At 33.4% G+C, this 21,290-nt stretch carries 8 protein-coding genes and 1 pseudogene; 2 read left to right on the plus strand and 7 right to left on the minus strand.

Features of this window, described 5'->3' with window-relative positions:
- Positions 1–22: 22 nt before the first annotated feature.
- Together CLU82_RS00905 and CLU82_RS21135 are read left to right on the plus strand one after the other, a co-directional pair.
- Positions 23–238 (plus strand): hypothetical protein, encoded by a 216-nt coding sequence (locus tag CLU82_RS00905; protein ID WP_100841315.1) that lies wholly within the window; start codon positions 23–25, stop codon positions 236–238.
- 270 nt (positions 239–508) lie between these two features.
- Positions 509–694 (plus strand): annotated as a pseudogene (locus tag CLU82_RS21135) (DDE-type integrase/transposase/recombinase); the annotation flags it as partial.
- 939 nt (positions 695–1,633) lie between these two features.
- Here CLU82_RS21135 and CLU82_RS00915 read toward each other — a convergent pair.
- The 7 genes from CLU82_RS00915 to CLU82_RS00945 form a co-directional block, all read right to left on the minus strand.
- Positions 1,634–5,422 carry a T9SS type B sorting domain-containing protein gene (locus CLU82_RS00915; protein ID WP_157813291.1) on the minus strand — a complete coding sequence of 1,263 codons (3,789 nt, stop codon included), beginning with the start codon at positions 5,420–5,422 and terminating at the stop codon, positions 1,634–1,636.
- Between the two features lie 295 nt (positions 5,423–5,717).
- Positions 5,718–6,134 (minus strand): hypothetical protein, encoded by a 417-nt coding sequence (locus CLU82_RS00920; protein ID WP_100841317.1) that lies wholly within the window; start codon positions 6,132–6,134, stop codon positions 5,718–5,720.
- A 348-nt stretch (positions 6,135–6,482) separates the two neighbouring features.
- The gene (locus CLU82_RS00925; RefSeq protein WP_100841318.1) at positions 6,483–7,079 is read right to left on the minus strand and encodes a hypothetical protein; all 597 of its coding nucleotides are present in this window, start codon (positions 7,077–7,079) and stop codon (positions 6,483–6,485) included.
- An 11-nt stretch (positions 7,080–7,090) separates the two neighbouring features.
- Positions 7,091–14,002, minus strand: coding sequence for an RHS repeat-associated core domain-containing protein (locus CLU82_RS00930; protein ID WP_100841319.1), 6,912 nt, complete (start codon positions 14,000–14,002; stop codon positions 7,091–7,093).
- Between the two features lie 9 nt (positions 14,003–14,011).
- Complete coding sequence (locus CLU82_RS00935) at positions 14,012–14,476, minus strand: T9SS type A sorting domain-containing protein (RefSeq protein ID WP_100841320.1); 465 nt, start codon at positions 14,474–14,476, stop codon at positions 14,012–14,014.
- A 704-nt stretch (positions 14,477–15,180) separates the two neighbouring features.
- The gene (locus tag CLU82_RS00940) at positions 15,181–18,426 is read right to left on the minus strand and encodes a TIM-barrel domain-containing protein (RefSeq protein ID WP_100841321.1); all 3,246 of its coding nucleotides are present in this window, start codon (positions 18,424–18,426) and stop codon (positions 15,181–15,183) included.
- 208 nt (positions 18,427–18,634) lie between these two features.
- On the minus strand, positions 18,635–21,181 hold the full coding sequence (locus CLU82_RS00945) for an RICIN domain-containing protein (RefSeq protein WP_100841322.1): 2,547 nt from the start codon (positions 21,179–21,181) through the stop codon (positions 18,635–18,637).
- Between the last annotated feature and the right edge of the window lie 109 nt (positions 21,182–21,290).

Raw genomic sequence — 21,290 nt, forward strand, 5'->3', positions numbered from 1 at the left:
TTGATGCCAATATACTTGATGTATGAAAAAGATGCCCCTTGTTATTATACTGTTTTTTTTAAGCAATACTGCATTTTGCCAGGATCCTCCAGATTTTGGCGATCCAAATGACGATAATCCTACAGATGCACCTATAGACACCCAATTACCTGTATTGTTAATAGGAGCCATTTTTTTTGGAATATATGTGATTACGAGAAAAAAAGACAGTCCGCTTAAACGGTTTACAAATTACTAGAAATGTTCCTGCAGTCATTAAGAGCGGAAAGGTTTTGTATATTTGACTAGCTGAATAATATGGGTTTTGTCGCATCTACAAATAACTTTTGCCTTTAAAGATTTAAATCTGATCCAATAAATACTAAAGGTCACTGTTATCCTAAGTCTATTATTCTTCAAACGGTTTATTTTAAATTAAGATTTACATTGAGTTATAGAGATGTCGAGGAAATAATGAAAATGCGTGGAATACAAGTGGATCATTCGACAATTCAGCGCTGGGTAATGTAAATATCTCAACAATATAGTCGAACAGGACCATCGCTTTATTAAGTGGAGAATACAAAATAGTTTAAGTTTCAAAAGTTTTGAATCTGCCAAAACAATCTTGGGAGGAATTGAAGTTGTACACATGTTGAGGAAAAATCAGATGCTTAAGCCAGGTACAACTATGTTTAAATCATTTGTAAATTGACGGCATAGTTTTCTGCTTTACAATTTCTTTCTGTTTTTAAATGGCAGATACAACAGAAACTTTAAAAAAGGTCAAAACAGGTATAAGGTGTTCAAATTTAAACCCTTACTGACAGTGCACAAAAAGACAAACAACGCCATTAGAACACAATGGCGTTGTTTGTCTTTTTGTGGGCGATAAGGGGATCAAACTTGTAAGTTTAAATTTCGTTCACAATCTTTAAATCTTGCAATAGATGGTTCGAATTTTGTACCGTCATAGCCACTATTGTATATAATCTTTTATTTAACGAAATGAAATCTGAACCAAATTAATTTAGTTTTTTTTTTAAATATATAACATGTACAACGCGTTAAAAAATTAGATCATTTTAGACTATCAAGAAAGTTTAAAAATACTATAAATAAAAAAGACAACGCTATTGGATGAAAATGACATTGTCTTTTTTTATTTTTTAGAAATGAGGGGGCGAAACCTTTTCAATTACCTTATCTTGACTAAAGTATAACTTTTCTCATGAAAATTTGTATCGTTTACAACGATATAATGAAATACTTTGTAAATTACCCTATTGGTATATTTGTTCAAAAATAATATTGTAAAACTCTATTTTACTGGTATTTTCAAAAGGTTTACGGAGCCTCTTTCTCTGCGAGCTGAAAAGCAAATGGTTACAAAACCCACTAAATTCAACAATTTAGTGGGTTTTTCTTTTTAGGACTATATCAAATTATTCATAAAATATCAAAATTTAGGTGTATTTCGAGGTGTCTGTAAAATGCTTGGACACAAAAGCCTTATAACTACACAACATTATGCTAAAGTTTTGGATAAAAAAGTAAGTGATGATATGATAATTTTGAGAGATAAATTTAAATCAAAAAATATAACTATTGAATCGGTTAATTCTAATTATTAAACGATTCAGCAAAAATTTTTTCACCTCTTCAATGCAAAATGCCCTTTAAAACTCCGTCCATCTTCCAATTGAATCGAATACCAGTAATCTGTTGCGGGCATTTGTTGACCAATATAAGTTCCATCCCATCCTTCACCTGCTGGATTGATTTCTTTTATCAATTTTCCATAACGATCAAAAATTCGAACAGTTGTTTTTGCATTGAAAACAGTATTGATTCCTTTTAAGTTCCAAGTATCGTTATATCCATCTTGATTGGGCGTAAAATAATTTGGAATCCCCAAAAGAGCTATCTCTTTTGAAACTAATCCACAGCCATTCATATCTTTTACAAATACTGTATGAATTCCAGCTGGAACATTAACAAATACATTGTTTCCTTGATAATCTCCAAATTCATTATCTAAAGAGTAAACATAATCACCTGCACCCTTTGCCAAAACGGTTATACTATTTTCTGTAGATAAATCAACAATATCAATCTGTACTGTTGCCTTATCAGAAGCGTTTACTGTAATCGTTCTTACTCTGGAACAGCCTTGACTATTGGTGGTTTCTACCTTATAAATTCCTTTTTTATTGACTGTCAAATCATACTGATTTTCGTCTATAATAAGGTTTCCATCTAATGTCCAAGTATATGCATAATTTGCCTTTTGAGTTTCATCTACTAAGCCTGCGTTGATAACTTTGGTGAAAGTTGGCAAATCACTACACACCAATTCATCTCCTGACAGTTGAATATTCGGAACTGGGTTTACTTTAAAAGGAATAGTTATAGTTGCCTCGCAATTAGGATTTACAGCATTGACAACCTCAACTTTTATATCTTGCGTGGCACTTACGAATGGATTAGGCAAAGGGCTAGCTAAAGCATTACCATTAGCATCAAAATAATTGACAATCATTCCTGTTTGATTGCCTAAAATAGTATTTTCAAAAGTCGAAGTATCAAAAGGAAATTTTCCATCCTGTTCTGCTGGATTAATTTCATCATCACAAACCGTTGTAAACGAAATAGGAATAGAAAAAACTTCAGGCAAATCATCTACTACAAATGCAATTGTAGCGTCGTATGAGCAAGCGGTTGGCCTATTGTTTGTTACTTTTACTTTTACAGTTTGAGTTGCTGTCACAAAAGGATTGGGCAACGGACTAGACAGTGGATTATTATTTTCGTCCAAATAAGAAATCGTAACATTTGTTAATCCTCCTAGAATTTGGGATTGAATTGTTGATGTATCGAATGCGAATAAACCATCCTGATTGTCGTCGCAATTTTTTTCCACAAGGGATTTTGCAATAGGAATTGATTCTACATTTAAAGTGATATAGCCCCCTAATCCCAAACAATCATTATTGAGTCTACTATCAACACGAACGTATATTTTTTGAGAATTGGCATAGCCAATATTACTGTAATTTGAAATATCTGTTATGTTGCTTTTTTCAGATAAAGCATCATTCAAGTTTTTATAATAGGTAATATCCAAAAGTTGTCCAGAAGGAAAAATAGCTTGAACCTGACTTGTAACACTACTAAAATCAAATGTTGCAATTCCATCCGTGTTGCTTCCATAAGCAACATCATCACACTGAGTGAAGGTTTTAGAAAAAGTCAGTGGAATTTGAGTTGTCGAAATAATCAGGTTTAATTTGGCAATTCTAAAGCAGGAATTAGCATTGCTGACTCTCACATAAACAACATCGTTACTCACTATGTTATTGGTATAACTTGTTGGATTGGCTATTGGATTGCTATTGTTTTGAGCATCGGTTATCGTCTTAAAGAAACTGATTGTTTCGTTTGAAGCATTTGCAGTTATTTTAGCAATGGCTTCTTCCAGATTAAAAACACTAAAACCGTCAATATCGTCATCACATTGTTTTAAATCAACTACTGCAGTAATCACAGGTAAAGCCAAAACTGTAATTTTAAATGAGGTTGTTGCTACACAGGCAGGATTATCCTTATTAGCTACTTTTACAAAAATAGTTTCGTTAGCTGCTATATTTTGATAGACAGTTGGCACTGCAATACCTTGTGTAAAACCTGCATCTTTATAATACGAAATCAAAAATTGAGAAGCTGATTGTCCATTTAAAATTGCAGTAGCTCTTTGTGTTAAATCGAAACTAATACGACCATCACTATCGGTTCCTACACTAGTATTATCACAATCAGATAAATCTGGAATGACTGTTGCTAAACCTGGTAATGGACTGTCAAATACATCAATTACAAAAGTTGTGGTGCTTTTGCAATCAGCGTTGGCAGTACTAGAAACTTCGGCAGTAATAGTTTCCTGTTGGTACGCAATAGTATTGGTATAAGTGCTCGGTGATGGAATAACAACTGTATTTGCAAAATAATTCACGGTATACAAATTGGGATCTTGTCCGTTTAAAATGGTTGCATTTTGAGTCGTTAAATCAAATGTATGAAAACCATCATTATTGTCATCGCAAACCAACATATTCTGAGGTTGCGTTGCAGTAGGAACTTTGGATATAACAATATCTCTGGTTTTGGTACTACTTCCACTTGGACCATTAGCAGTAACTGAGACTGTAAAAGTTCCAGCTGTCAGATAAGTATGTGTCGGATTGATATCCGTTGAAGTTGTTCCATCTCCAAAATCCCATGTTGCCGTACTGACAAGCTCATTACCGCTTAAAGAAAAAGAACTAATATCTCCAAAACAATTATCTTGAATAATTATTCCAATATTAAAATAGGATTGAATAAATTGTGGAAGACCTATTTCTCCTTTTCCATTTCCGAGAGAAACCGCATTTAAGACAAAATTACATCCTGTTCCTATAATATCTGGATTATTAATTGAACAAAGATAATGCTGGTCCATAACAGTTCCATATATTTTACCGTTTGTAGCCAATTGTAAAGCATCCAAAATAAGATTACTATTTACTGGAGCTGAAAATACTACTTTTTTTGTACTCGGAATATCTATGGATTTCAAATCAAATTGATATATATAACCTGAATTGGCAATATATAAAACGTTTCCTGATGGTGAAAATTCAGCACCATAACTAGTTTCCCTATTCAATAATATTTTAATCGGGTTTTTAATAATTCCCGTTGATGAATCAAAATCGAAAAGTTCAGTATCTGACCAACCACTACAATTTATTATTTTTTTACCATCTGGCGAAATTTTTAAATAACCAGTAAAATCAAAATCTGTGTCATCTCCTATATTACTAACGATTGGTACTAGATTTATTCCTGAAGATGTAACACTATATGCAAAGAAAGTATTATTACCAAATTCATGAGTTAAAACCCAGTAATCATTACCATTAGCATTTTTTACCGAAGTAAGTTTTTCACATGTGGGGGTAATTAATACACTATTTTTATTTGAATTTATATCACCCAGTCCATTATCTAAAGACATATCCACTTCTGAATAAGAAAGCCCTCCTTGGCCAAATGCTGCAACGGTAAAAAGATAGTAGATAGTAGAAGAACCTGGCTTAGGTACAATAATTGCAGACTGAGTACTTGATGAATCCCCTAATAATCCTGCTCCATTTGGCATAATCTGGTGATTCTTGTTCCAAACGCTAGATCCATCTGTATAAAATAATAACCTACCGGAAGAATTTGAAATAGTCGCACAACCTTCATGAGTTGACATTTGACTATCATTTAGAGCAACTGGAATCCCGCTATTAAAGTCTACTCCAGCATTTTCACCAAAATACCAAACATTAGCTTCGCCTTGTGCTAAGGACACTATTGAATAAAAACAGAATAAGAAGAGTAATTTTACTTTCAATTAATGTATTTTTAGATTTGTTATTTTGAATATGCCTACAAAATAAGCTCCTTCTTTTTCGTGGCCCGAGCTATAGCGAATAGGCGAAGCAAATTTATCTTTCCTATTCATTTGTTTTTTTGGTAAATATAAATATTCATAAAGAACCAAACTACAACTTTTTTAGGGTTGCAGTTTGGTTTTTCTCAACTTGTGGGCACGAGCCAGAGGCATCGCGCTAGCCTTTGATATTACTTCTGCTCGGACCAGCTGGGATACATCTAGTGATTCAACCCACTAATTACAAGGGAAATTACTATTCTTCTATTTTATAATCAAAGAAAGTATATTTTGAGTTTTTGTCACCCATGACTTCAACAGCAGTAAACTTTATCCCATCATCTGTAAGTTGGTAATCATAAATATCAGTGACACCATCATAATTATGAAGTTCATAATATTTCCCATTTTCAACCCACCATTTTCCATTCTCTGTATTTTGCGTTACTTTTCCTTTTTTATCTATTGCTATAAACAACAAAGTACTCGTGCCATTTTCAAATCTACAAGAAACCCAATATTTAGTCACCCCATTTTGTTGCTGGTCCATTTCTGAACCTTTCCAACAACCCACTAATTTAGTATCAAATGTTTTTGCCTCTACTTTTTCAATTTTTTGACCGAAAACTGTTTTTGTAAATAGCAACAGCAAAACAAGTATTATTTTTCTCATGTTTTAAATTATTTAATCTTTATTAATCTCTATAAATCACGAACTACATCTGTCCAATCAACTGTAGCACAACACACAAATAAGCAACTCTTTTTGTGAAATTTATATTTTCTACTTATTTGTCTTTTGCTAAATATAAATTTTCATAAAAACAACAAACTATAACTTTTTAGGGACACAGTTTGTTTTGCTCACTTAACTTTTAAGCTACGAGTGTGACACTTGCACTTGTACTTGCCCAATGGTCTTATCGTCGTCATCTCTAGTTTGTGGGCACGAGCCAGAGGCATCGCGCTAGCCTTTGACATTAATTCTGCTCGGACCAGCTGGAGTATTATTTTTGGTAAATTAATTATTAATATCAATCTTTTTCCCACTATCATTTACAAAATAAGTAAACCTTTTACTAACTGAATATTTTACAGATATTTTACAAGTTTTGTCGAATAACTTACTATAAAAACCACTACTGTAATCTATCGATTCATTCGGCATTAAAACAACACAATCCCTGATTATATTTTCTATAATAAAATCTTTGTCGTTTTTGTATAAAGTATTTGAAGCAAAGTTTTTATCATAAAGGTTATTGGCAAATTTGAGTTTTAAAGAATTTATTTTTTCATGATTCTCTTTTTGTTCTTTGCAAAATATCGTATTTCTAATAATTGGTTTCACAAATGGCGTCCCAATTGTTTGCGGTTTTCCCTCTTTGATAATAGACTTTCCTTTTATCACTGTTATAACAATATTTTGCTTCGATAAATATATTGTATCTTGACTATTATTTGTTATTTCAAATTCCAAAGTAGGAAAATCAGAACGGTACACATCGCTTCTAAAGCCTAAATATGTTATTTTTATTTTATTATCCAATTGTTTATCAATAAATGTATTACTCAATAAAAGCAAGCTAAAAACGCAAACATAAAAAACTTTTTTCATAATATTTTGTTTTAAAATCCTGGTATATTTTGATAATTATAACTTTTTGGACCTTTTGTATAACCAGATTGATAACTTCTATATTGCTGAGTCATACTGCTGTCAAACTTGTTTTTTAATGAAAAATCAATTGAATATTGATATGCGGAAAATTCCGAATAAGAAGAATTATAATTACTTCCGAATTTCATTTGTTGATATGAATGTACAAATTCGTGTCCAATTGTACTTTCCAAAAACATTGATGGATAACTTGCAAAAGTATCTGAAATATAAATACTATTTCCTCCTATTGTTACACCACCTACTGCTTGTTTTCCAACATATATTAATTCGTCTTTAGAATTGTATTTAGCAAGTCCGCCATCTGTTGCTATTCCTTTTTTAGGCATTTGACTGCCCCATTTAAGAGATTTTACATTATATTTAGTTTTATAATCTGCTCCAAATTTCTCTTTAGCATATGCGTCAAGATCTTGTTTTTCCTGTATTCTATGCATGGCATGATTGAGTCCACTAACCATCAGTCCAGTCGCTGCTCCTTGCCAAAAATTACCCCCAGTTAAGGCAGCACCGGTACCACCTGCAACTGTACCAAAGGCAATCATACCTACATCTGAACTTGCAAATTTACCAGCACCATGATAATTGCTGTTATTTCCACCACCACTCCATGCACTACTAGCAATACTGCTCAATGCACCCGCTGCAAAACCACTCCAAAATTTACCTCCAGAAATTGCCGTCATCGCCCCTTGAAAAGTTCCATGTGCTGCAGCTTGAAATGCAGCTTGCGAATAAAAATTCGTAAACATATTTCCTGCAGCGGTCCCTATCCCAAACGTAACAGCTGCACTAGCTGCTCCAATAAAAGTGGCTTTTGCTAAACCGCCTACACTAAACGGAACATCAGCTAATAATGCTGTTAGGGTATAGGTTGCCGCAGCAATTACTGCTCCTATAATTACAGCTACACCTAATGTTATAAGCTCTTCCCCACTCGGATCTGTGTACTTCAATGGGTTATTCCAACAATACCCATATTTATTGTAGTTTTGGGTATTTTCAGGCTCTTGCACATAATTATCCGGTTGTAAAAAACGGTGCAATTTTGGATCATACAAACGACCATTCATGTGTATAATCCCTACTCTCTGTAAATGCTCGTGACCTGTATATCCACGATCCAGAACCGTTAATCCTGCAAGTATATTCCCTGCACCATCTTGTACTTTTACAATATTTCCCCAGGCATCAAACAAACGTTTTTCTACAACTGCTCCACTTTCATCACTTATTGCGACAATTGTACCTTGATAATCTCGATGCAAATATAAATAATTTTGTGTTGTACCATCACTTTTTAAAACTATTGGTGCACTGTATCCATCACCACCAATATAAGTAACAAACTCTACTGCTTTTGTTACTGTATTGTATTTAACTTCCATTGTGCCATCAGCAGAGTAGTGTTTTTGATACGTTCTTAAAAGTTTATCTGTCTCAATTTGCAAACCACCATAAAACATACTGCTACGATCGTTACCATCATTGTAGGTAAAACTTATTTTATCTACTCCTATTTCTTCAATCTGCACAGGACTTTTAAAGGTATTATAAGTAATATTCAACTCTCTAGATGTTCCTGTACCTATATCACTTGTTTTGCGTATTTGTACATCATCAAACCAAATATTTCCAAGTCCATTATTATCTAAACGAATATTAAGTTTTTTAATATTTGCTGGGACCAGAACAGTTTTTATAAGTTGATACCATTGATTTTTCATGGTAGCTTTTACAGTACTTAGCTGGGTGTAATAATTGGTCTCCGTTGCCGTTTTCATAAATAAATGCAATTCCGCTTCAGGATTATCTGTATATACCCATGCTGAAAAAGTATATTCTGTAGCTACTGCATTATCAATACTAATCCATTTATCGGAGTGAGTATATTGTTGTGTTGTTGTTGTATTTGCAAATTTTATTGAATTATTTCCAGTATGAGAGTTTGTGGTATCATAACTGTAAAAGTTTGTAGCAGGAGATTTGACTGCTCCCCAACCAGTACGATCTTCCATACTATCATTAAAGATTCCTTCTCTTAGTCCATAATAACCTGAAGCTTCTGGATTTAGTGTTATTGCTTTGTTCTGATACGTTTTAGATGTATCATATTCATAGGTACCTATACTATTTTGTGTGATTCTTCCCTTATCATCATAATTTTGAGCTTCCTGAATTCCAAGTCCATTAGTATATGCAGTTAATCGGTCTAATCCATCGTATTGAAAAGTTTCATTTCGGCTAAACAAACTATTGCTACGGCTGTTTAAATTCCCTCTTTTAATTTCAAACGACGTACCAAGGGTCATAATATTAGTATTTGTTGCGGTTTTATCGTGTTTAATTTGTGTAGTATAACCATAAGTATCATAACTATTGGTTATTCCAATTCCGTTACCCAAAGCAGCCGTTAACAATTGTCCTCTCTCATTTACTGAATTGGTTTGCCATAAAACTTGTTGCGTTGTGTTATCTAAAATTTGCCAAGGAAAACCATTTTGATACGTGTTTTTTACTGTTTTGGCACTCGTTTTTCCAAAGGCAGTCGCAGTCGATGTTTCGGTATCTATCCTACCCAAACTATCAAAAGTAATTGCCTTGATAAACGTAGCATAAGGAGTCGTTTCTATTGTTTTGATAATTCTTTTTAAACTATCATATTCAAATGCAGTTGTAGTTGTTTTTGACTCCAAATTATCTACATAAGTACTAATTGTAATTTGATTAAAAGCATTGTAAGCATAAGTCGTTTTACTATTGGTATTTGTACCATTTATAGTTTTCTCAGTGGTTTTTCCAGCATCATCATATGTAAAAGCGGTTGTGCCGTTTGGGGTAGTTTCGGTTTTTAACTGACCAAAAGCATCATAACTATAGAGGTAAGTACCTGCACTTGGATCTACCATTTTTTCTTTATTGCCCCAGCCATTTATATCAATAGTCACTTTGTTTCCTTGATAATCGGATTCTTTAAGTTGACCGCTGGCATAATACTTAAAGTTAATTGTTCCTCCAGGATCAGTAGTCTGAACTTTATTACCCAATGCGTCTACAGTTGCTGTAGTGGTTTTGCCATCATCATTACTAGTGGTAGTTAATACTGAATAGGTTAATGTTTGTATTTTGCCCGTTGGAGCCGTTATTGTTGTTGGTCGCATCAAATAATCATACTGATACGTAGTCCATAAACTAGGTGATGAAGAATAAGGCTCACTCTCTTTTTGTTTTCTTCCTAATCCATCATATACAACTTGCTTAGATATAAGCGAATTAGTAGCAAAACCATTGGTTGAACTAATTACAGCCCGTCCTAAAACATCATATTGCGTAATTGTTTTAGCTCCCAAGTTATTAGTAGTCGTAGTAGTATACCCACCAGTTCCTAATTTTGCATAAACTGTTGTTGTTGAAATTGGTGTTATTGAAGTATTGCTAACAGTTGTATTTGTTAATTTTCCCCAATTATCATAGGTAAAACTACTGATAACCCCCATATAATCTTTAGAAGTCCCTACCTGCCCTAGTCTATTATAGGTAAACTCAGTTACAAAATTCTGATGATCCGTTTTTTTAACAACAAAACGTTTCGTGACATCATATTCATCTGCAATAGTTCTAGCAACAGGAGGTGTTGTAGCAGTAGGAGCCGAAATGGTTTTTGTTAACAGATTTCCTACTGCATCATAGGTCATGTCCTCAACAATAGCATAGGTATTATGCCCCTTTTTTTCTGTTTTTGTTAGATTATTTCCTGTATATGTATATACTTCTTCTGAGGTTCGCGTATCGTTTGAAGCTACATTATTAGCGGACGTATTTATTTTTTTTGGTCTTCCAATATAGTAAGTGCTTCCTGTACCTCCTTCATTACTGTCATACTGTGTATCTACTGTAGTAGATCCTTGTAAAGTAGCCCCACTATATTGTTTAGTCACATTTTTCTTTTCTAGACCAAAATAACCAGTCGCATTAACAAGACCATCATAGGTATATGTCTTTTCGGATTTTATACCAGATAATGCATCCAAAGTGGTTTGTGAATTCAGCAATACATTATACACTTTTGAAGTAGGATTGGTGTAAGTCGCAAAAACATTAGTTTTGGTACTAATTAAATTTGTTGGAGTTGTAGCAAAAACGGACGACCCAAGTGTACTAGTCCAGATAATAGTGTTTGCTCCTCTAAGAGCAACATCATTATATTGCGTTGTCCATATTTTTGTATCAGAAGGGGATAAATACCAACTACTCCTAGCTGTTCTAGTAAAACCAACCGTTCCGTAATTGTAATTCGACACATAGCCTCTATACCTAAAATCTTGATATTTAGAAACATTATTAATGGTAGCCGTTAATTTGGATACCAAATAACTTCCTGAATTCCTTATTATCTCAATATTAGGATAAGTTACAGCGTTGGCTGAGGAATAAAAATCGGTCGAAGCATTTCCTACACTACCTCCAACGGCTTCCATTGGTAAATAATCAATGGTTTGTTTAATATTACCACTAGACTCTGTTACCGATTTTAATCTATTATCGGTATCAAAATTTTTATTGAATTGGTAATATTCAATTTTATTGTAATGTCCTCTTACTATGACCAGATCTGTATTGGCTCCATTATATCTATAATTGGATGTAACCGGTATAGGTATATCCGGAGATCTTGAAGAGAAAACACCTGAATCATACGTCAAGGGAAAACCTGAAGCACCAACTTTACCAATATTATTGGTAAAAGCAGTTACCTGCCATTCCGTATCATGATCATTTATAGTCCAATTAGGTTTTAGATAAACACGTCTAACCCTAACCATATCCGATTTTCCATCCCCATTGATATCCATTGCATAATAACTACTCCAATGCCTATGGGTTTCATAATCCCCACCTGTGTCGGGTCTGTATTCAACAATATTCTGACTCTCTTTTACAAAGAATTCTCCTCCACCAGGTTTTGGATTGCTATAATAGGTATGCCATAAAGTATGTCCTTCACCTCCTTCGGTATCGGGTAGCATAATATCGGTTTTTCCATCTCCATTATAATCACCAAAAAGCATTTGTTTGGTAGCTGAATATTTGTCTAAAGCACCCGAACCTATAACTTCTAACTCAACCCAAGGAGAAACTGTTAATTGTTTAAAATTTACAATAGTATATGTTCCATTCTCCGCGATTACCATCACATCTGATTTGCCATCGCTATTAAAATCAGAAACATAAGTTGTAGTGTTATAATAATTCAAATAAATTCCTGAATTATTAGCAACTTTACTAAAGCCTATCGAACCTAAAGTAGTAGATGCATTAGGATTTAAATCAGCTAAATAAATATCTTCTCCATTGGGTTCGATAATTATATCACACCGGTAACCCCCATTTCCTCCATTAGTATTAGTGTAAATTTTGCGTTCTCGATGCCATTTTTCTTTTCTATTAATGATTAGCATTTCGCTAAGTCCATCACCATTAAAATCACCTTCCAAGATCTTACTTCTCAAACTAGGAGTCATAGGTTCGTTACAATAATCATGAGATCCGAGATCACTAGTGACATTTGGAAAAGTCATTACGTCAGCAGTTTGTACAAAATTATTCATAGTATCAGTTGTTATGGCTTTTGAATAACTCACTTTCAAACTATTATTTACCAAATTATATACCTCAAACACTTTTGAATTTGTGTATTGGTTTACGAGAACTATCGATTTAAATTGATTTACTGTATTATTAGAAAGTGTAGTTGCTAAAAATTTTAATTTCGTTGGATCAAAGCTGAAAGAAATTGGTGCATTTCCACTATCATTTTTAAACAAATTTGTGAAAATCTGATTATTTGCTACAAAATCTAATGTGCCGTCACCATCAAAATCACCAGCTAAATTTACTTCACTAAAATTAAGATTATTACTATAGTCTTTTTCTATTCTTGTAGTGATTGTATTAGTCGTGTTATACTCAAAAACAACAGGATTAGATTCTTCATCCTGAGCATTTACTTCATTTACTTTCTGTACCCTTTCATATCCAGAATCATCAACTATATGAGTTAATTTATAGGTCCTAAAAATTGAATTGTTGGCATATACCTGAATGTTTTGTAAAATTTGTGATGCATAAATAGGTACACCTTTAAAATAATCACGTTCTACTCGTTGAGCAGCTCTATAATTAAAAACAATTTTATCCTGAGCGGTAACACCTGCGGTAGTATTCCCACTAAAAACAATGGTGTCAATATACAATTGATTAGTACTATTGTACGTTACTGTTTTAAAGTTGTAATTAATAAAATTTCCATATACATCTTCATAACGAACAATATACCAAGAATTCACAGAAACTGCATTTTGATAAGTACCCGAACCTGTACTACCATACCAGCTACGAGAACCATCTGGAGCAGTAACTATAAAGAAAGCCATATTTCCTTGAATAACATACTCAATTTTAGTATTACTCTTATACTCCGTTTCATAAGTAGACCCTGTAGCCCAATACGTACCTGTTTTAAGTAATAATCGCTGACCATCTAAAGCTAACTTATCATCGGCATCAAAATCAACTCCATCTACAAAACCGTCAATATCTCGACGAGTACTTATACGGCTAATAGCTGAAATACTGTTAATGTTCCAGCCCTGGCCAGCAATCCCTCCTCTGACTCCACTGCTGTAGGTAAGATTTATTGTTGGCGCAACACTTTTTATACTAGGAGGAATTGCAATGGGTAAGTTATAGGTTGTAGTACCCGATGCGGAAATTTGTAATTCTCCTTTTGTATCAGTAAAATTTTGTGAAAAGGCAAAAGAAGTAACTAAAACTAAAATAAAAATGTATAATTGTTTCATAAGCGAATCTTATTGTTTAATAATTTTGATAGTTTTTTGATCTCCATTAGCGTATATTAAAGCGACCACATAAATTCCATTTGGGTAATTTTGAAAGGAAATATTTTGAGTATTTATATTTTCAGTTTTAGAATATGTTTTTAATACCTTCCCATTTACCTCATAAATTACAATTGATGAAACGTAATTTTCTGGAGCTTGTAACCATTTAAGGTATAACTCTTCTTTTACAGGATTTGGATAATAGGATATCACATCTTCTGATGAGAATTTTTTCAAATCTTTATCCGTAATCGCTTCAATGTCTTTCGGAATTTCTTTTGACAATCCAGAAGGTTTAGACGTACATCCTGAGAGACACAACGTTCTATTTGTTTGATTACCCGCTAAATCATAACTAAAAGTCATTTTATTACTTTGTGCGCTAGAAACTACACTAAATAAAAACAATAATATAACAAGAAATTTATTCATATTTAAAATTTTTCGCAAAGAAACTTTTAAATTAATTATTATACAATACCCACTTTTAGTGATATTTTATCACAAATTATTATATTAAAATTCTTGCAAAAATCATATATAAAAAAAAAGACACCATCACTAGCATCTTTCCTATTTCTTCCTCCTCCTTCTTCTCCAACTCCCATTATATTGCCAAACCCTCAACCCCTCATAAAACTTCCCTCTCAGATAAAGCCCTATAAACCAAACCACAATTATTTTATACTATTCCATATCTCAAATATAGAATGTCTGGTAAGTTATGTTTTCATCATTAAGTCTCTTTCTCCGCCAGTATAAAACAAAAACCCTTTAAATTATAAGATTTAAAGGGTTTTCTCTTTTAACTAATAGCCCATTTATTCTAATTATACCAATCATTAATTAAAAAAAAGAACAAATATTGCCTCTCATTGTGGATTAATAAGATTTATTCTATTTTCAATAAGTTCCATTTGATGAAAATTTAAAGGGTTAAATTTTTTAAAAGCAAAAACCGACCAAATACATAGTATATACTTGATCGGTTTTGCCAACTTAAATATGCAAAATTCAAATCTTTTATTAGAAGATTTAAAATTTTTAAGTGATTTAGTGTGTATTGTTTTTTAAATTTAAAAAAATTGATTTTTACTCTTCACAAAATTTATAAAGTTAAGTTAACACATCCACACTTAAAAAGATGGAAAAAGACTGGTTTTAGTAATTTTATCTGATGCAAAATCAACTGAAAGTCCATCTCCATAATTTTCTTGAAAATATTCTACACGAATTGGCTGAAGTCCTTTCTTCAATATTATTTCAGCTCTTTTTTCGTTAAAACCATGTAATCCATCATTATCAATTAGTAGTTCATTATTGATATAAAATTTACTACCATCATCAGAACCAATATAAAAAGTGTATTTTCCATCGGCTGGAATGTTTATCAATCCATTATACACTACACCATAACTAGCGGCATCATGTTTAATTTTGCTCAAATCAAAATTAGGAACGTACCCTTTATCAACTGGAGTAAGTTTATTAAAATCTGGCATTTTAGCCCAAGTTCCTTTATACAAACTATAATTTAAGCCTGTTTTTTTGTTATAAAATATTTTTGAAACAGCAGAGCTACAAACACCATTTCCTTCTGGGCATGCAACAGCATTTACACGTGCTGGAACTGCAACTTCAAACGCTTTTGTGCAAAGCTGTGAATTGCGGGTTGGAACAGAGCCATCCGTTGTATAATATATTTTATCACTTCCATTTGTTATAAACTCAACCTTTGCTTTCGTTTCAGAATCTACCTCACTTGCTGTTTTAAATTCAGGTCTTCCAGCAATGTTTCCGTATTTTTTAAGTAACTCATAATAAGGTCTGAAAGCTTTGTTAGTCTCGCAAGCAGATTGAATCACCAAAAGAGCATTATTCCAACGATCAGAAAATTTATCAACACCTGCTTTTACATCCCCCAGATTGTATTCTAAATTTTGACCAAATTCAGAAAGTGATATAATTCCAGAAGCGTTATACAATCCGTTATTCCAATTATTTGTTACACGAAACGTTTCGAATTTTTTCAAGTATTTAAGCTGTCCTTTTTTACCTGAAAGAAGTTGTTGATCGTAATCAGGGAATTGCACCTGAACTGAAACTGATTTATTAGTTGCGAATTCTGGTAAATAAACTTTAGTCTCAAAATCGTTTCCGACATAAAACCAACTACCCACTTTGGGGTCAGCACTGTATGGAATATTTTTTCCATTAACAGTTACACTTGTTGGTGGAAAAGAACATGGAAAACGAAGTTCATAACCTCTAGAAGTCAACATTCCTGGAAACGAGCCTTCAACTGGTGCTATAGTAATATTCATTGTATTACCTGAACGTTCCGATGTTATTGGAGTATAAGTGTAAGCGTTTTTCTTGAAATTATTATTGTTACCCTCATCTTCATATAGCCTCAACGCTCCTTTTTTACCAGGATAAAAAGAAAGAATTAAAGGATTAAGTGGTGCTTCATCGGTTCTTGAAACTTTTGGCTGCATAGGAATAATAGCTCCTTCTTTTACAAAAACCGGAATATCTCCTAAAGTAAAAGGCATTGTGATTTTTTTGCTTCCTTCCAGAATGCTTCCTGTGCTGCATTCGTACCATTTACCCTCAGGTAACCATGTTTCATGCGAAAGAAAAATACTGCCATTATCGATAGGCTTAGTAATAGGGTGTACTATCATATCACGACCAAACATATATTGGTTAGGTATAGAATAGGCGTTTTCGTCCTTTGGATAATCATAATACATTGGATGAACAGTAGAAACACCTGTATCATAAGTATTACGAGCTTCGTTATATAGATAGGGTACTAAAGAATATCTTAACAAATAAGCATCTCGCATAATTTGAAAATTCTCAAGCGGATATGCCCAAATACGACGTTCATGCTGCGGTTCAGAAGTAGCGTGAGTTCTAAATATTGGACTAAAAACCCCCCATTGAATCCATCTTGTATAAAGTTCAGGAGAACCCGCATCACCTTGGTGCCCACCAATATCATGACTCCAGTAACCAAATCCTACATTGGCTGCTGTAGATGTAAAATAAGGCTGATAATCCAATGATTTCCAAGTTACGTGAGTATCTCCAGAAAATCCGATTTGGTACCTGTGATTTCCTAATCCTCCCCAACGGTGAAATATAAGTGGACGTACCTTGTTTTGGCGTTCCATATCACTATAATGAACATAATTCAAGTAGAAAGTAGGGTTTACACCAGGAATATTGGTATTCCCCCATTGTTGCCAGTCAAGCCACCAAAAATCAACACCAGCCTTTTCAATTGGATGTAATACGAGATTCATATAATTGGTAGCAAATTTTTTATCCGTGATATCAAAAGGCACAAACTTTTTTGTAGCAGGATCAATTCCCATAGCTTTGGCCATTTCTGGATACGCTTCCTCAAAAGGCTGGATTCCTGAGGCTGGATGAAGATTCAAACAAGTTTTAAGATGTTGTTCATCTGTCCATTTTAAAAACTTTTCCGGAGAAGGGAAAAAATCCTTATTCCAAGTAAACCCTGTCCATCCAGCATCTTCTCCAGCCTGATCTCGTTGTCGTTGTCCGTTTTTGAAAAATTCAGGCAATGATTTTATATGCCAGTCAATATCAATTACAAATACATCAAGTGGAACATCGTGAGTCTTGAACTCATCAACAAGTTCACGAAATTCAGTATCAGTATATTCTCTATAACGTGACCACCATGCACCAAATGAAAATCGAGGAGGCATGGCAATTTTACCTGCAATATCCGTGTAGTCTTTTAGAACAATTTTATAATTTGAATCATAAGCAAAAAGATATAAATCCTGAGGTTTATCTCCTGGACGTGCCATTACCCAAGCCCATTCTGTATTGTCAAAAAGCGGGCGCTCACTATCATCTATCAAATACCATCCATCACGTGAAATGATACCTTGCTCAAGTTCCTTGGCAGCACCGTCAACTCCATCTAGAGTACGGGTTGTACCCAAAAGGTTTCCATTATTTGGCATTCCTGGTTTCCAAGTAGTATTTTTACCATTAACAATAAAATCAATACTCAAATTGTTTTCTGTGAACTTACCTGAACCTATTTTATATTTAAGTTTTACCACATCCGTAGTAATTTGGAGGACACCATTAGTCTCTTTTTTTGTAAAAGAGGGTACTGGAAGGTTACGATTAACAAAAGTTAAAGAAGCATTGTCTATAAACTTTGCATCTGCACTCCATTCCATGCGTATTACCCGTGGCGAAAGTACCGTAAATCTGGCATTCCCAGATACTACGGTTGCCAATGGGTTGGCTTCAGGTTTTAATTCCTGAGCAAATAACGTTGCCGAAGCAAAGCAAAAAATTGTAACTAAAAATTGTTTTGTTTTCATATTCTCATTCAAAATTAAAGCAAAATAATATGCTAAATCATTTTAGCATAAGCGTGCATTTTTTTTATATTTTTTATACTAATAAATTGATATTAAACAAAAAATGTTTTGAAATAATGTCAATCTATTCACTTGAAAGTATTTGTTTTTAAATAAAGTGTAATACATTTAATAGTGCTATTAAAAGATCAGACACTCTATTTTTAGGTTATTTTTTAATAAATTTCTTCACATATTCTGTACCATTCATTTGAATTCGCAGTATATAAATACCTGAAGTCAAATTCCCCACATACAGATCATTGTCAATTTTTTTAAGATTACTCAAAAGCCTACCTTGAACATCATAAATTTTTATATCTGCGGATGATAAATTAATGTCCGAAACAATATGTAATATCTGATCAACAGGATTTGTTGTTATAATTTCATGGCTTAGTTGTAGTTCTTTAATTCCTAAAGTACTTTCATAAAATTGTGCTTTCGTTATTACTTCCCTGTTTTGTAAAAAGTTTGACCATTCTAGTTTGCAAGTAGCAGCACTGCTATTTTCAAAATATTCTAATTTGATATCATATTTCTGACCAGCTACAAGAGAAATTTTACCTCTATATTCTCCTATATTATCAACCCAACCATCAATAATCAATTGATTGTTAACCCATAATCTTCTTCCGTTATTGCTCGTCACATAAAAAGTATATTCACCACTATACTTTGGTTGTACCTGACCTGTCCAACGTACCGTGAATTGATCTGGATTTACACTAGCATTTGGAGAAGTAAATGCCCAATCAAAATTAATACTAGTATCTACTCTGTTGAATACTGGTGTTTGAAAATTCATTCCATTAAAATAGCTTCCAGATATACCTGTTCCATTACCAATCATTGGATTTACATCTGGCATTAAATCAAGCTTCCAACGTTGGGCATTATTATTATTGTCTTCCCACTGTTGTATATTCGTGCCTGGTTCAGAAAGATTATTGTCAACGTCAAGACATTTAGTTGTGCCTTTATGGGTTATTTTGAAATAACCATCAGGCATTAAATCCAGTTTCCAGCGTTGGGCATCATTATCAGTATCATCATATTGGTGTACATTCCCACCATTATTACTACTATTATTATCAACATCCAAAACCTGGTTTGTTCCCTTGTGTTTCAACTGATAAAACCCATCACTTTCTAGTGTAACATACCAACGTTGCGCATCAACATTACCACTATCCGTCCATTGATGTACATTGGCCCCTGGAGTAGAACTGTCTTTATCTACACTTATGACCTGATTGGTTCCTTTGTGGGTTAATTTGTATAATCCTCCAGTAACAATTGGGATTTCGATTAATTCCAATTTCCAACGCTGTCCATCGCTTCCATTGTCTGTGTATTGTTTAACATTAGCAAGCGGAACATTACTATTTTGGTCTACCTCTAAACATTGATCGGTTCCTTTATGTGTTATCTTAAAATAACCATCTGTCATAGCTTCCAAATTCCAATGTTGTGCATCAATCCCAAGGTCAGTCCCTTGTTGCACATTTGCATCAGGCTGAAGACTTCCATTATCAACTTCTAAACATTGCTTACTGCTTTTATTAAGTATCTTATAAGAACCGTCTGACTCAAGAGTAATAGTCCAACGTTGCGAATCGTTACCACTATCTGTATTTTGTTGCACATTAGCCCCTGGCTGACTACTATTATCTGCTACTTCTAAACATTGATTAGTACCTTTGTGTGTCAATTTATAAATACCTCCAGTAACAATTGGAAATACGGGTAATGATGCGCATGAATTATCAGGTACTCTTGCTTTTACCCCATAATTGGTCATAGTTACTGGTTCTATTAAATCATTTGCATTAAAATACATGTGATCAATAGCAATTTTTCTATCTCCGCTTGATGCGTTTTCATAACGATGATAAACAATATAGTATTCGTCACAATCACCCATTTTTATAACGGAATGATGTCCTGGTCCTTTATCTTCTATATTCGAGCTGAGTACACTCCCCTGATATGTCCAAGGTCCCATAGGTGAATTAGAAGTTGAATATTGTACATTATAACTATCATTACCCCAATAACCATTAGAATACATCATATAATAAATGCCTTTGCGCTTTACCATATAGGGTCCTTCGGTATAATTCTGAGGTGTTATATTTGTAGAGGCAGAGGACAAAGTAACCATATCAGAATTTAATTTACGTACCGCTAATTTGCTTTTGCCTGATCCTCCGTAATAAATATAGGCTTGTCCATCATCATCCGTAAATACCATTGCATCAATGATATCGTCTGTAAATGGATCCGTTGCAATAAGGGGTGAACCCAAATCTGTAAATGGCCCAGTTGGAGAATCCCCTACTGCAACTCCAATTTTAACTTCGGCTGTATAATAGAAATAGTATTTATTATTTCTGTATGCCACCCCTGGAGCCCAACCATTATTATCAGCCCAGCTACATTGAGGGCCAATATCAAAAATAACACCTTCATCTACCCAATTTGTCAAATCTAATGATGAATAAGCATGAAATTGTTTCCCTGCGGCGGCTGTAGGATAGATGTAATATTTGTTATTAAAATAATGAATTTCGGGGTCTGCTCCCGAAAATAAAGGATTTCCATTAGTTTGTGCTATCACAGGAGTAGCCAAATATATAAACATTAAAAAGACAGTAATACGCAGTCTCCATTGATCCATCAGATTATAACTTTTTTGTATAATTTGTATCATAATTTCTATTTTTAAGACATTCTAAAAACTATATTTTTATCATTTTTAACTTCAAAAAAGTAAGTTTTTAGAATGTCTAAATATTAAATCAATTCTAATTTCTAATAAG

The organism is Flavobacterium sp. 5, assembly GCF_002813295.1.
Lineage (GTDB): Bacteria > Bacteroidota > Bacteroidia > Flavobacteriales > Flavobacteriaceae > Flavobacterium.

What these genes read in the sequence shown, in the direction of transcription:
- CLU82_RS00905 (WP_100841315.1), top strand. Translation starts at nt 23, where the DNA reads ATGAAAAAGATGCCCCTTGTTATTATACTGTTTTTTTTAAGCAATACT.
- CLU82_RS00945 (WP_100841322.1), bottom strand. Translation starts at nt 21,181, where the DNA reads ATGATACAAATTATACAAAAAAGTTATAATCTGATGGATCAATGGAGA.
- CLU82_RS00940 (WP_100841321.1), bottom strand. Translation starts at nt 18,426, where the DNA reads ATGAAAACAAAACAATTTTTAGTTACAATTTTTTGCTTTGCTTCGGCA.
- CLU82_RS00920 (WP_100841317.1), bottom strand. Translation starts at nt 6,134, where the DNA reads ATGAGAAAAATAATACTTGTTTTGCTGTTGCTATTTACAAAAACAGTT.
- CLU82_RS00925 (WP_100841318.1), bottom strand. Translation starts at nt 7,079, where the DNA reads ATGAAAAAAGTTTTTTATGTTTGCGTTTTTAGCTTGCTTTTATTGAGT.
- CLU82_RS00935 (WP_100841320.1), bottom strand. Translation starts at nt 14,476, where the DNA reads ATGAATAAATTTCTTGTTATATTATTGTTTTTATTTAGTGTAGTTTCT.
- CLU82_RS00930 (WP_100841319.1), bottom strand. Translation starts at nt 14,002, where the DNA reads ATGAAACAATTATACATTTTTATTTTAGTTTTAGTTACTTCTTTTGCC.